This is a genomic window from Ekhidna sp., assembly GCF_965221965.1.
In the GTDB taxonomy this organism is placed as follows: domain Bacteria; phylum Bacteroidota; class Bacteroidia; order Cytophagales; family Cyclobacteriaceae; genus Ekhidna.
Genome location: NZ_OZ244926.1, coordinates 3,098,158 through 3,111,672, shown reverse-complemented (window position 1 = coordinate 3,111,672; position 13,515 = coordinate 3,098,158). Strand labels below are relative to the sequence as shown.

14 protein-coding genes are annotated in these 13,515 nt (G+C 42.1%); 5 read left to right on the top strand and 9 right to left on the bottom strand.

Features of this window, described 5'->3' with window-relative positions; genetic code table 11:
- Nucleotides 1-34 precede the first annotated feature (34 nt).
- Nucleotides 35-1,303: a replication-associated recombination protein A gene (locus ACOQON_RS14620; RefSeq protein ID WP_420576160.1), complete on the top strand. Its 1,269-nt coding sequence runs from the start codon at nt 35-37 to the stop codon at nt 1,301-1,303.
- On the opposite strand, the gene ACOQON_RS14615 is transcribed toward ACOQON_RS14620, so the two are convergent.
- A complete protein-coding gene (locus ACOQON_RS14615) occupies nt 1,300-2,073 on the bottom strand; it encodes a hypothetical protein (RefSeq protein WP_420576159.1) in 774 nt (257 codons plus the stop codon). The two genes, ACOQON_RS14620 and ACOQON_RS14615, sit on opposite strands and share 4 nt — an antisense overlap.
- Before the next feature lie 66 nt (nt 2,074-2,139).
- On the opposite strand from ACOQON_RS14615, the gene hutI reads away from it, so the two are divergent.
- Nucleotides 2,140-3,366: an imidazolonepropionase gene (gene hutI / locus ACOQON_RS14610; RefSeq protein WP_420576158.1), complete on the top strand. Its 1,227-nt coding sequence runs from the start codon at nt 2,140-2,142 to the stop codon at nt 3,364-3,366.
- Entirely contained in the window at nt 3,359-4,282 is a 924-nt protein-coding gene (gene hutG / locus ACOQON_RS14605) for a formimidoylglutamase (protein WP_420576157.1), read from the top strand. Before hutI ends, hutG begins: the two co-directional genes overlap by 8 nt.
- Here hutG and ACOQON_RS14600 read toward each other — a convergent pair.
- Both ACOQON_RS14600 and ACOQON_RS14595 read right to left on the bottom strand, forming a co-directional pair.
- Nucleotides 4,279-4,656, bottom strand: a complete 378-nt coding sequence (locus tag ACOQON_RS14600) for a RidA family protein (RefSeq protein ID WP_420576156.1) — start codon at nt 4,654-4,656, stop codon at nt 4,279-4,281. The genes hutG and ACOQON_RS14600 overlap by 4 nt on opposite strands.
- A 64-nt stretch (nt 4,657-4,720) precedes the next feature.
- The gene (locus ACOQON_RS14595; RefSeq protein WP_420576155.1) at nt 4,721-5,551 is read right to left on the bottom strand and encodes a mechanosensitive ion channel family protein; all 831 of its coding nucleotides are present in this window, start codon (nt 5,549-5,551) and stop codon (nt 4,721-4,723) included.
- A 174-nt stretch (nt 5,552-5,725) separates the two neighbouring features.
- Between ACOQON_RS14595 and ACOQON_RS14590 the strand changes: the two genes are divergently transcribed.
- On the top strand, nt 5,726-7,432 hold the full coding sequence (locus ACOQON_RS14590) for an alanine/glycine:cation symporter family protein (RefSeq protein ID WP_420576154.1): 1,707 nt from the start codon (nt 5,726-5,728) through the stop codon (nt 7,430-7,432).
- Between the two features lie 32 nt (nt 7,433-7,464).
- Here the strand turns inward: ACOQON_RS14590 and ACOQON_RS14585 are convergent, their stop codons facing one another.
- Nucleotides 7,465-7,914 (bottom strand): SRPBCC family protein, encoded by a 450-nt coding sequence (locus ACOQON_RS14585; RefSeq protein WP_420576153.1) that lies wholly within the window; start codon nt 7,912-7,914, stop codon nt 7,465-7,467.
- A gap of 145 nt (nt 7,915-8,059) precedes the next feature.
- Between ACOQON_RS14585 and ACOQON_RS14580 the strand changes: the two genes are divergently transcribed.
- Nucleotides 8,060-9,103, top strand: a complete 1,044-nt coding sequence (locus tag ACOQON_RS14580) for a bifunctional transcriptional activator/DNA repair enzyme AdaA (protein ID WP_420576152.1) — start codon at nt 8,060-8,062, stop codon at nt 9,101-9,103.
- Here the strand turns inward: ACOQON_RS14580 and lysA are convergent.
- From lysA to ACOQON_RS14555, 5 genes are all read right to left on the bottom strand, one after another.
- The gene (gene lysA, locus ACOQON_RS14575; RefSeq protein ID WP_420576151.1) at nt 9,097-10,305 is read right to left on the bottom strand and encodes a diaminopimelate decarboxylase; all 1,209 of its coding nucleotides are present in this window, start codon (nt 10,303-10,305) and stop codon (nt 9,097-9,099) included. The two genes, ACOQON_RS14580 and lysA, sit on opposite strands and share 7 nt — an antisense overlap.
- Nucleotides 10,306-10,492: 187 nt before the next feature.
- Entirely contained in the window at nt 10,493-10,996 is a 504-nt protein-coding gene (locus tag ACOQON_RS14570) for a hypothetical protein (RefSeq protein ID WP_420576150.1), read from the bottom strand.
- Between the two features lie 129 nt (nt 10,997-11,125).
- The gene (locus tag ACOQON_RS14565) at nt 11,126-11,557 is read right to left on the bottom strand and encodes a hypothetical protein (RefSeq protein ID WP_420576149.1); all 432 of its coding nucleotides are present in this window, start codon (nt 11,555-11,557) and stop codon (nt 11,126-11,128) included.
- A 34-nt stretch (nt 11,558-11,591) separates the two neighbouring features.
- On the bottom strand, nt 11,592-13,157 hold the full coding sequence (gene rny, locus ACOQON_RS14560) for a ribonuclease Y (RefSeq protein ID WP_420576148.1): 1,566 nt from the start codon (nt 13,155-13,157) through the stop codon (nt 11,592-11,594).
- Between the two features lie 65 nt (nt 13,158-13,222).
- A complete protein-coding gene (locus ACOQON_RS14555; RefSeq protein ID WP_420576147.1) occupies nt 13,223-13,507 on the bottom strand; it encodes a cell division protein ZapA in 285 nt (94 codons plus the stop codon).
- Between the last annotated feature and the right edge of the window lie 8 nt (nt 13,508-13,515).

Below are 13,515 nucleotides of genomic sequence, written 5' to 3'. Positions count from 1 at the left end.
CTGGTAGAGGAGCGAGTTTTCGTAATTTTGAAAAATGTTTCAAGACAACTCTCCATTAGCCGAACGCATGCGCCCGTCTAAGCTATCTGACCTTGTTGGTCAGGAGCATTTGGTAGGTGAAAATGGTGTGTTACGTCGTACAATACGATCAGGGCAGGTCCCCTCCATGATTCTGTGGGGCCCTCCAGGTACAGGGAAGACCACCATTGCAAATATTATAGCAAATGAAGTGAAGCGTCCTTTTCATACATTGAGTGCGATCAGTTCGGGGGTAAAGGAGGTACGGGAGGTTATTCAACAGGCGAGTCGGGGAAACAAGGCCATACTATTCATCGATGAGATCCACCGATTCAATAAAGCACAACAGGATGCGTTGCTTGGCGCGGTAGAAAAAGGGGTGATCACCTTAATTGGAGCTACTACAGAGAATCCAAGCTTTGAGGTGAACTCTGCTCTGATATCTCGGTCACAGGTTTATACCCTAAATGCATTAACGAAAGAGCATCTTCAGATGTTGGTCGAGAAAGCACTTCAGGAGGATGAGGAACTGAAAAAGGAAGAAGTGGTTCTTAAAGAAACGGAGGCACTTTTCAATCTTTCCGGAGGAGATGGTAGGAAGCTTTTAAATCTGCTGGAGCTGGTAATCAAAAGTGACGATGGAGAGCAGAAAGTGATTACTGATGAAAAGGTAATTGAGGCTGCTCAGCGAAAGACGGTGCTTTATGATAAGAAAGGCGAGATGCACTATGATGTCATTTCTGCATTCATCAAGTCTATTCGAGGGAGCGACCCCAATGCGGCTGTGTACTATCTGGCACGGATGATCGAAGGAGGTGAGGATGTAAAGTTTATTGCCAGGAGATTAGTGATCCTTGCATCCGAAGATATCGGAAATGCGAATCCGACAGCTTTGGTTATGGCCACTAATGCTTTTCAGGCTGTGAATATGATCGGCTATCCGGAATCTCGAATTATTCTATCTCAGTGCGTGACTTACCTTGCTTCCTCTCCGAAGAGTAATGCGAGCTACATGGCCATCAATCAGGCTCAGGCGCTGGTGCAAAAAACAGGTGACTTACCTGTTCCAATGGCCATTCGTAATTCTCCAACAAAGCTCATGAAAGATCAGGGATATGGTAAAGGCTATAAGTATGCTCACGATCACCCGATGAACTTTGCTGAAATGGAGTTTTTACCGGAAGAAATTGAAGGAACTAAGCTGTACGAGCCGGGTAAAAACGCACGTGAGGAAGAACTTCGAAAGTTCCTCCGCACGCGCTGGAAAGATAAGTACGGGTATTAGAATTTAACCGCTACTCCAAACTTGATCATAAGTAGGTCAGTAGTAGACTCTCGTGCAACTGTTTCAAATTCGAGAGCTTCGCCACCTACTGTATCAGGATCAAAATTTGTGGGATCTCCACTGAATTCTATATTCCATGATTCAGTATCTTCTCCATCAAAGTATTTAGCTCGTTCTCCTTTAAAAAAGTCAGCTCTGATGTCAATAAAGAACTTAGGTCCTACCTTGATCATAAATCCACCACCATATCCATAGCTGAAAACCCAGTCATCCAAGACTGTCTCTCTCACGATTACCTGATCATCGCGCTCACTCCACCTACCATCACTGGATTGGTCGGTAATCTTCGTATTTGTAGAAATATACCTGAACCCTATCAAACCTTCCACATATGGTTGAACTAGCTCAAAAGGGGCTTGTGCTCTTATAAGCGCATGTGTGCCAAATATTGAGTTAGTATTCTTTATTCTTAGTGGAATAATGATTGGGTCGCCAATTGGAGTTCCATTGGCAAGTGTTATCTGAGCTTCTAATGTTTCGTCTTTGGTGTTTGATCCATAGACGATGTAGTTGAAGTCAAGACCAAATGATACGGGAAATCCTTTTTGAAATGGGATCCCGAACGAAAGGTCTGCTCCAAAACCGGTAGCATCTGTGTTTTCTCTAAACTCGTTTCTTGGAAGGCCAAGCGTTAGATCAAAACTTCCCCATTGTCCAAACGAAACAAGGGAAATAAGCAATAGCGAAGAACTAAGTAAATATTTTTTCATAGTGATTGTGGTTCGTGAAACCTTAGCAAAAATCGTAACTTTTCGTTTCTTTTCAATTTTCGTACCATGTCAAAGCTAATAGGTCCATTTAAAGAAGTGCTCACCTTCACTAAAACACCCCAAAAAGGGGCTTTAGAAGACGATAAGATAGGTATTATCCAGAATGGTGGGGTGTTAGTCGATAATGAAAAAATTTTAGAAGTAGGTGATTTCGATCAGCTAAAAAGTAAAACCTCTGAAGTTGAAGAGATAAATGGGGATCATATTTTGTTGCCTGGTTTCGTTGATTGTCACACTCATTTGGTATGGGGAGGTACTCGGGCACGAGACTACACTTTACGCATGTCCGGTGAGTCATACGAAAAAATATTAGAGCAGGGTGGCGGCATTTTCGATTCAGTGGAAAAGACCAGAAAAGCTACCCCAGAGGAATTGAAAAGTGGATTGATCAAGCGTGCGAATCGACACTTGCACGATGGAGTCACCACCATCGAGGTGAAAAGTGGTTATGGACTTGATGTGGAGAATGAACTGAAAGTGTTGGAGGTAGTAAAAAGTGCTATGGCCGAAATCGAAGCAGATTTGATCCCTACTTGCCTTGCAGCTCATGTTTGTCCTAAAGAATTTAAGGACAAAAAGGACTTTTTAATTTATCTGGAAAAGGAACTGCTTCCTCAATTGTTGGTTAAAGGACTGGCGAGCCGGATCGACATTTTTGTTGAGCCTTCTGCCTTTCCCGTAGAAATAGCCAGGGATTATATGTCAGCAGCAAAAAATCTGGGTTTTGACTTGACCATTCATGCCGACCAGTTTCATACCGGTGGTAGCCAGATGGCGGTGGATTTAGGAGCAAGGAGCGCTGACCACCTGGAGGCCAGTTCCCAAAAAGAAATTGAGTTATTGGCGAAATCGGATACGGTAGCGGTGGCGCTTCCGGGTGCCAGCCTCGGGTTGGGAATGAATTTTACGCCGACCAGAAAATTGTTGGATGCAGGGGCTTCTGTCGCCATTTCTACGGATTGGAACCCTGGCTCAGCACCAATGGGCGACTTGTTGGTTCAGGCAGCTATTTTGGGTATTTACGAAAAAATGTCATCAGCTGAGATTTTTGCGGGTATGACCTTCAGAGCAGCGCATGCTTTGGGTTTGGGGGATCGTGGAAGGATAGCACCAGAGATGAAAGCAGATTTGGTGGCGTTTCCTTTTGATGACTACCGGGAGATTTTATACAATCAAGGAAAACTAAAGCCGGATATGGTGTGGAAAAATGGTAATCGGATAAAACATGTATAAACCAGGAAATAAAGCGATTTGGAAGGGGAGACAAGATCCGGATTCGATTCGGGATGTATGGCATCAGATTGTGGAGGTCGGCGACCTTAACGCAGGAATACCTGAGGATGTATGTTTTCTGGGCTTCTGCTCAGATGTAGGGGTAAAACGAAACCTGGGAAGAGTCGGAGCAGTAGATGGCCCTGATGCCATTAGAAAAGCAATGGTGAACCTGGCAATTCATTTTGATGAAGGTAAAAAACTTACCGACGTGGGTGATGTGGTAGTAAGTGGAGATCAGCTTGAAAACGCGCAGGTGGAACTGGCCCGATACGTGACATCCATGATCAAAAAAAGTGCATTTCCGGTATTGCTGGGAGGTGGACATGAGATCAGTTATGCACATGGCAAGGGAGTGTTAGATGCTTTTTCAAAAGAGAAAATCGGAATGATCAATTTTGATCCGCATTTTGATTTGAGGCAATTTCCACAAGGCGCACATTCAGGGAGTTGGGCCAGGCAGCTCTTCGAGGAATATGAGGGTTTCCATTATCTCCCCATTGGAATCAACGAAGCGGTAAACATTGCTTCCATGTTTGGATTGATGCGAGAAAAAAATCAATCATTTATTTCTATGGAGGAACTTCTGGAAGAGTCCAGTGAAGAGCTACTCGCTCGCATTCATTATTTCATGGGCGAAATGGACAAAGTGTGTATTACACTGGATCTGGATGTTTTTTCCGCTGGAGTAGCTCCGGGAGTGAGTGCAGTAAACCCTTATGGAGCACTTCCCCACCACATCAAACCCTTGATGAATGAAATCCTGAAATCAGATAAAGTGATCAGTTTTGATGTAGCAGAAATGAGTCCTAAATACGACGATGGACGAACCGCAAAGCTGGCTGCAAGCTTTATTTACGACGTGGTGATGCGCTAAGACACAATTGCCGTAGCTTCAATTTCAATGAGCATATCCGGTTCTATTAACGAGCGAACCTCCACCATGGATGTGGCAGGCTTTATACCGCCAAAAAATTCGCCATGGGCCTTGCCAATGGCCGCCCATTGAGCAATCTCTGTGACAAACATTCTGGTTCGAATCACATCTTCCATTTTTCCGCCTGCTTTTTCCAGCGCTTCTTTGATAATCTCCAAACAGATCTTTGTTTGTTCATAAGCATTGTCGCCTACTGTTTTTCCATCACGAACAGGCGCAGTGCCTGACACCTCTATGGTGTTTCCAATGCGTACTGCTCGGGAATAACCCACCTCATTTTCCCAGGGTGCTCCGGATGATATGTTTTGTCTCATTACTATAAAAATAAAAAAGTCCGATTCGAAAACCGGACTTTTATTAAAATGATTAAAATGTTTTTTAGTTGTCTTTGTGCACATGCACATCCATTTGAGGGAATGGGATATTCAGACCCACTTCGTTGAATTTGTTGTAGACCTTTTCATTCATATCAAATTTTACCGCCCAGTAATCTGCTGCCTCAACCCATGTGCGAACAACGAAGTTGACTGAACTATCACCTAATTCAGAAACAGCAATGAATGGTTCCGGATCTTTAAGAATACGATTATCAGCATTGATTAACTCCATTAATGTTTGTCGGGTTTTTTCAGTGCTGTCTCCATACCCAACTCCAAAAGTCCAGTCAACCCTTCTTCTGGGCTCGGTGGAATAATTGGTCAATGATGAATTGGCCAGCGGACCATTAGGGATAATGATCGTTTTGTTGTCTGGGGTTTTAAGAATCGTATGAAAAATCTGAATTGCATTCACCGTACCTGAGTGGTTGGGTGTATCAATCCAATCTCCTACCTTAAACGGTTTGATCAGTAAGATGATAACTCCTCCGGCAAAGTTTTGAAGCGTTCCTTGTAGTGCCAAACCTATTGCTAAACCAGCAGCACCAAGTACAGCGACGAAGCTGGTAGCTTCAATACCTACCATGCCAATGACAGAAATGAATAGCATGACCTTAAGTGCAGCTGAAATAAGTGATTTTAGAAATGGCCTCAAGGATGGATCAACATCTCGTTTTTGCATTCCTCGATTTATGCTCCTGGTGATGATTCCGATTACCCACAAACCTAGAATCAGCGTGACAATTGCGGCCAACACTTTTGGACCCCAGGTCATTAGGAGATCTATTCCCATTTCTGTGTATTTTGATGCTTCTGAAGTTACTTCTTCCATTAAATAGTCAGGTTTAAGGTTTTAAAATTGTTATATGAATATACGAAAAATGTGCTTTTGAAGACTCATCATGATCTTTCTTGTAACACTGCAAGGAATGAAATATTTCTAATAGCGTGTGATTCATTAAAAACCCTATTTTTGTCGGATTGCGAAAATCGAAAAACCTAATTCATGCGAGAACTTAATGATATACTAAATCAAATTGATGGTGCCATCGGCGGGTCTTCCTGGTTCGTTTATTTATTGCTGGGAACAGGCCTTTTCTTTACCATCTATCTGAAATTTCCTCAAATTCGGTATTTCAGATTCGCACTGCGTGTGGTAAGAGGAAAGTTTGATAAGGCCGATGATGAAGGGGATGCTTCGCACTTTCAGGCATTAGCAACGGCACTTTCAGGTACAGTAGGAACCGGAAACATAGGTGGAGTTGCACTGGCCGTTCACCTTGGTGGTCCTGCCGCATTATTTTGGATGTTGGTGACCGCAGCATTGGGTATGACAACAAAATTCGTGGAAGTAACACTTTCACATAAGTACAGGGAAAAAGTAGGAGACGGTATCTCTGGTGGTCCGATGTACTATATGAAAAAGAGACTAAACATCACCACTAAGTCAGGGAAGGTGATAAAAACCGGGTACTTTATGGGAGGGCTCTTTGCCGTGGCAACAATCATGTCTTCATTTGGAACCGGAAACCTCCCTCAAATCAATAATATTGCTAATTCTGTTTTCACCACTTTTGGTGTAGAGCAGTGGATAACCGGCGCGATATTGGCTGTTTTTCTTGCAGCGGTAATACTGGGAGGTATTAAGCGGATTGTGAAGGTGACGGAGAAGATCGTTCCTTTTATGGCTGTTATCTATTTCATTGGTGCACTTTCCGTGATCTTCTACAATGCGGGAAATATACTTCCTTCAATCGCAGCAATCTTCGGAGATCTCTTCTCCGGAAGTGCAGCACTCGGAGGTTTTCTTGGAGCTAATCTTGCGTTTGCATTCAATAGAGGAGTAAACCGTGGCTTATTTTCAAATGAAGCAGGTCAGGGATCAGCCCCTATTGCTCACTCAGCAGCACGCGCACATGAACCAGTGTCTGAGGGAATGGTTGCAATTTTGGAGCCTTTCATTGATACGATTATTATTTGTACAATCACAGGCCTGGTGCTTTTATCTTCAGGAGCGTGGGCGAAGAAATATGATAATGAACTTCAGTATTCAGATATCATTGTTTTTGCTGATCCATATGATGAATCGGCTGAAGCCGACAGGTTGGTGGTAAAAAATCACTTAATTCAAGAAGAGGCGGCACCATTATTTACAGGCGACCTGAATGTTTCTGAAGGAAAAGTTCAAAATCCGGTTACGATTATCGCCGCAGAGTCCTTTGCCGAAAATGTGCGAATGACATTGAATGGGGAACCGTACTCCGGGACACTAAATGTAGTAGGAGGAAGTATCTCAAGTGATGCTGGGGTGACCATTCGTGGTAAGTCCCTCCTTCATAGTGCTCCATTGACAACAGTAGCTTTTAATGAAGGCTTTTTCGGTGATAATGGAAAATACATCGTTACTATTGGCTTGATCCTGTTCGCGTTTTCAACGGCGATCAGTTGGTCGTATTATGGAGGAAGAGCCACAACATATCTGTTTGGCAACAAGTACATCATTATATATAAGATCATCTATGTTGCCGGGTTCTTTGTAGCCTCATTTGCAGATACCACGATCATCTGGACATTGGCTAACATTACGATTGCATTGATGACGATACCCAACCTTATTGGTATTCTGATTATGCACAGAGAAATGAAGCAAACGGTAGGAGATTACTGGAAGGATTTCAAGCTGGAGTGGCCAGAAGAGAAGACACCAGAGTAAAAGATTAAAAACCCGCCAATCGGCGGGTTTTTTTATTGGCCGTATTTTGGATTTCCCTCGGCGAAAGCTTTAAAGTCTTCCATGTAAGAATAGCTCTGCTTTTTGAAAGCTCCTTTTCCCATAAAAAAAGCCATTAGTTTCATAAATCCTTTAAACTTAAATTCTGATTCTGAGATCCATCGGGTCTGGCCGTTTTCTTCTTCGAAATGGTTTCTTTGAAAGTTGACCACTCCATTTGTTTGGTAATTAGAATGAAATTCATCAGGAAATCCATTAAAAGTGATGGTTTCAATCATTTCAATTTTTCGCTTGCCCATTTCATATTTTAACAATGATTCGGCACCCTGTTTACCTGGTTCGCCTGAAAGGTGCTCGAAACTAATAAGCCCTTTTTGCCAGTATTTCATATTGTCCGAATTGTCAAATAGTTTGACCACCTCATCCCGAGGTTTGTCAATCACGATTTCAAGGGTGTATTTCATAATAGGTTATTTAGGTCAATGATAAATTGCCTTTTAAAAGTTAAAAACTATTTTATAAAAATCACCCGAACGGGCGATAGTCCTTTTAAAATGGTTGTTCAGATTTCGGTTGTTCCTTGAAGGAACGTCTTCCTACTTTTATGCTATGAAAACAACTCTTCCAACTATTGATGAAATGTACCAGGCCCTTTTGGATAAGGACTCACATTATGAAGGAGTTTTTGTAGTAGGGGTAAGAACTACCGGAATTTTTTGCAGACCGACATGTACGGCCAGAAAGCCCAAGCAGGAAAATGTGGAGTTCTTTTCTTCTGCGAAAGATGCGCTAGCAAATGGATATCGAGCCTGTAAAGTATGCAGACCGATGAAGCAATATGAGGAATCACCTGAATGGCTGGTTCCCCTTCTGAAAAAAGTGGAGGATAAACCGGAAAAAAAGTGGCGTGATTATGAGCTAACAGAAATGGGGTTTAGTCCTTCACGTGTAAGAAGATATTTTAAAAAAACGCATGGCATTACCTTTCAGGCTTACCTTAGAATGAATCGGATAAATGGGGCTTTCCTCAAAATAAAGGAAGGGCAAACGGTGACCCAATCAGCGTATGAACAAGGATATGACTCACTGAGTGGGTTTTCAGAAACATTTAAAAATTTGGCCGGATTCTCACCAGGAAAAGAAGGAAATATGGTGACTATTAATAGAATACCTACACCCCTGGGTCCCATGATGGTAGGAGTGACCGATGAAGGATTGTGTCTATTGGAATTTACAAACAGAAAGATGCTGGAGACCCAAATTGATGTACTGAAAAAACGAATGAGATGTGAACTGGTCACAGGAAAGCATCCAATGATTGATAAGGTCACAAATCAATTGAATGAATACTTTTCAGGCAGTCGAAAGGATTTTGATATACCTCTGGTGGTCAGTGGTACTGAATTTCAACAGCGGGTTTGGAGTGCGCTTCTGAAGATTCCTTATAGCATAACAAGATCTTACAAACAGCAGGCGGATATCGTTGGTGATGTAAAAGCCGTTAGAGCTGTGGCAAGAGCCAACGGCGAAAACAGAATCGCGATCATTATCCCTTGCCACAGAATCATTGGCTCAGATGGTAGCATTGTAGGCTATGGGGGAGGTGTCCATAGGAAACAATGGTTACTGAAGCATGAGTTTGAGAATCAATAGTTGATCTCAGCATCTATCTGGGTACTCAACAAATCTTCAATCGTTTCCCTCCTTCTAATCAGATGATCTTTGCCATCAAGGACCAGTACTTCAGCCGGCCTGGGACGAGAGTTATAATTGGAAGCCATCGTGGAGCAATAGGCTCCCGCATTTTTAAATACCAATAAATCACCCTTACGTACTTCTGGAATGATTCGATCAGAGGCGAAAGAATCAGTTTCGCATACATAGCCCACTACATTATAGACTTTCTTTTCTCCATTCGGATTGGAGAGGTTTTCGATATGGTGATAAGCGTTATAAAACATCGGTCGGATGAAATGATTAAAACCCGTATCCAGGCCAACAAATGTGCACGAAGTGGTCTGCTTTATCAGATTTACTTTAGCAAGAAAATAACCGGCATTACTCACCATGTATTTTCCGGGCTCAAATTCTAGCGTGTAGTTCTTGCCCTGCTTTTCGGAAAAATCATTAAAGGCTTTACTGAATTTTTTACCGAAACGACTAATGTCAGTATGAAGATCATCTGGTTTATAGGCCACTTTAAACCCACTACCAAAGTCAATGTGGGTGACCGTATCAAATTTTTCTACAACGCTAAAAACGAGCTCTGCTGCTTTAATGAAAATATCTGCATCGAGGATATCAGATCCGGTATGTACATGGATACCCATGACATTGATGTTTAGTTTCTTAACAATCCGCTCCACGTTAGGAACCTGATGAATTGAAATCCCGAACTTGGAATCGATATGGCCTACGGAAATTTTCTGATTTCCTCCGGCCATTAAATGTGGGTTGATTCGGATATAAATAGGAATATCCGGATGGTTGATCCCAAAGTATTCAAGTGTGTGGAGGTTGTCTACATTGATTTTCACCCCCAGCGCGATCGCCTCCTCATACTCTTCAGTTGAGATATTGTTTGGTGTAAACAGAATATCTTCAGCGGGAAATCCGGCATGTAGGCCCAAATGCACCTCTTCTATGGAGACACAATCCAGACCAGCCCCCAATGATCTAAAAAGCTTGAGGATAGCTTGATTATTTAGTGCCTTGCAGGCATAATGCACTTTTAACTGATCCACTTTGAATGCTTTAACGAACTGGTCATAGTTCTTCTTCATTTGATTGGCATCATAGACATAAAGTGGTGAGCCATAATTTTCTGTGGCACGGATTAAACTTGCATTTTCCATTTTAAAAATTTTACAAAAGGGTTAAAACAAAAAAACCGAAGCTTGATGCTCCGGTTCTTGAAATATTATTGGTTTTAAATAAAATCTAATCAATGGCCGGACCTAAAGAAATCGTTTGGATTTCTTATCAGATTTTCTCTTTTTATCTGTCCAGCTTTTTATCATGCGTCAAAAATATCTAAAAAAACTAGTTTGTAGCAAATTCTCCTGAGAATCCTCCAGTTAGCTTGTCTCCTCCATCGAGGTTAAGATTGAAGCTGACTGTGAAATTTGGGCTCGACCCACTTAGCTTAATTTTCCCTCCAGTCACGGAATATGTTGTCCCGTCCGCCTGGATCAATTGAATGAAAAATACCTTACCAGCGTCAGGACTCAATACATCCCCTTCGCTATAGTCCCCTGAGTCCAACCCGCCATCCCCTAAAGAAGCCAAATTGAAGATAACTCTAATGTCTGAACTTGTCGATATTGAAAATGAACTTCCTGAGATGGAAACATTTGCATCTGACAAAGCAAAAACTCCTTCAGAAATACCATCGGTATCACCGACGCTCAAAAAACCAGCACCCTCAATGTCGTAGGTTTGATCACCAATGGTAATTTGATTACTCACAGATACTCCATCATCTTTTCCACATGAAGAAATGATGAGTATTGATAGAATGGAAAGGGATAATAATAGCTGTTTCATACTAATAGATATTTTATGATCTTATTTATTGACAAATTAAAGTAAACTCTCCGCTATATTGGCCAGTTAGCCGGTACTCGCCTGTTAAGGAGCCATCCGGCTGCCATTGCTCCCCGGTTACATTAAAGTCTATAGTATATTTGGGTACGTGCCGTTTAATTCAACTGTGCCTCCGTTAGCGCTATACGAAATATCATCTGCATAAAGCGTAATAAAGCTAAATCTCCTATCCTCAGCATTTGCCCCACCTGAGAATTGGTAAACTCCTGGAACTAAATTTGTGGATCCTGAAGCAGTTAATGAGAAGTCCAATCTTAATGTCATTAAGTCATCGAATGATTGGAAACATCCAGCCGAGTTACGTTTCTCAGATATAGCTCGATCTGAGATTATGAACCTTCCTCGACTAAAATTGTAATCTTCGATGTGTTCTCTCAATACGCCATTTCTTGCTATAAAAGTCTCATTGCTAATAGAGATTTCATAGATGGCTTCAGCATCATCGTCACCACATGATGCAATTAATAGACCAATGAATAATGTTATAAGGACTCTCTTCATTCTTACTTGTTAATTTTTTTTTAATTACAGAATGCTACTTGGCAAACGCTACAGCACGCGTTTCCCTTATTACTGTCACTTTTATTTGTCCCGGATACTGCATATCCTTCTCTATTTTTTGTGAGATATTAAACGATAGATCGCTTGCGTGCTTGTCGTCCACGTTCTCTGCGTCGACCAATACACGAAGTTCACGTCCTGCTTGAATCGCATAGCATTTGTTCACTCCTTCAAAGTTTAGTGCGATACCTTCCAAATCTTTCAGTCTCTTCAGGTATTGCTCCATGATTTCACGCCTTGCTCCCGGACGAGATCCTGAAATAGCATCACATGCCTGGACAATCGGAGAAATCATAGATGTCATCTCTATCTCATCATGGTGCGCACCAATGGCATTGCATATCTCTGCGTTTTCTTTGTATTTCTGGGCCAGTTCCATTCCGATAATTGCGTGAGGCTTCTCTGGTTCATCCGGCCATACTTTGCCAATATCATGGAGTAACCCTGCTCTCTTAGCCAGTTTGGGGTTTAGGCCAAGCTCAGATGCCAATGTAGCACAAAGATTTGCTACCTCTCTGGAGTGCTGCAGGAGATTTTGTCCATAGGATGATCGGAAACGCATGCGACCAACCATCTTGATCAATTCAGGATGTAATCCATGGATACCCAAGTCGATGACCGTTCTTTCTCCTATTTCTACGATTTCATCGCCGATATTCTTGGTCGTCTTGTTTACAATCTCTTCGATTCTGGCCGGGTGTATTCTTCCATCCTGAACCAATCGGTGAAGGGAAAGTCTGGCTATTTCTCTTCTCACCGGATCAAAACCTGAAATGATGATAGCCTCCGGTGTATCATCCACAATAATCTCAACACCCGTGGCAGCTTCAAGTGCACGAATATTTCGCCCTTCACGACCAATAATTTTTCCTTTGATATCATCACTCTCGATATTGAATACAGAGACTGTGTTTTCAATGGCATGCTCGGTTGCTGTGCGCTGTATGGCTTCTACAACCACCTTCTTTGCCTCTTTGGTGGCAGTCATTTTTGCTTCTTCTACGATCTCTTTAATGTGAGCGGAGGCACTGGTTCGGGCCTCATCTTTTAACGCCTCCATTAATTGAGCTTTGGCTTCTTCAGCGGGAAGGTTTGCCGCTTTTTCTAAAATGGCAACTTGCTGTTTCTGCATTTTTTCAAATTCTTCCTTACGCTGACGAGCAATTTCCATCTGATTTGCAAGAGTCTCCTTTAAGCTGTCCAGCTCATCTTCTTTTCGTTTGACCTGCTCAAATTGCTTGTTGAGGTTTGATTCCTTCTGCTTGAGCTTTTGCTCATTGGTTAAAAGAATGTTTTTCTTTCGTGCAGACTCTTCTTCAAACTCACTTCTCAACTTGAAGAGCTGCTCTTTTCCTTCATGAATTTTATCTTTTTTAATACTCTCCGCAGTGACTTCTGCTTCTTTTAGGATCAACTTACTTTGTTCCTCAGCCTCTTTTACTTTCTTGCTGGCATTCTTGCCTTGCATAGAGCGTCCGATCAACAGGCCTACTATAGTACCTGCGACGGTGGCTATTACGATAATAATTGTGGTGTCCATCTGTGTGTATTTGAATGAATCAAATAACAGGACAGTCAGGTGTGTCTAGATCAAGGGCGATATAATCAGATCGAGTTCGTGATAAGCTGGTTTAGTTTTGAGATTTCTCCCAGAGCAAAGTCATCCGAAGCATCAGATGATTCTTCTCTTTTAAGCTTCTCAACCAGACAATCAAAAGCTACCATTGCTACCAGGTCTTGTGTGTCATCTATGCCGAACTGGTTTTGGTAATTTTTTATTTTCTCATTTAAAAGTTTTCCTGCTCTTCTAATCCGTTCCTCATCCTCCGCTTTCACTCTCATGGGATACTCCCTGTTCCCAATTCTGATTTTTATGGATAGTTCAGCCATTCGGTATT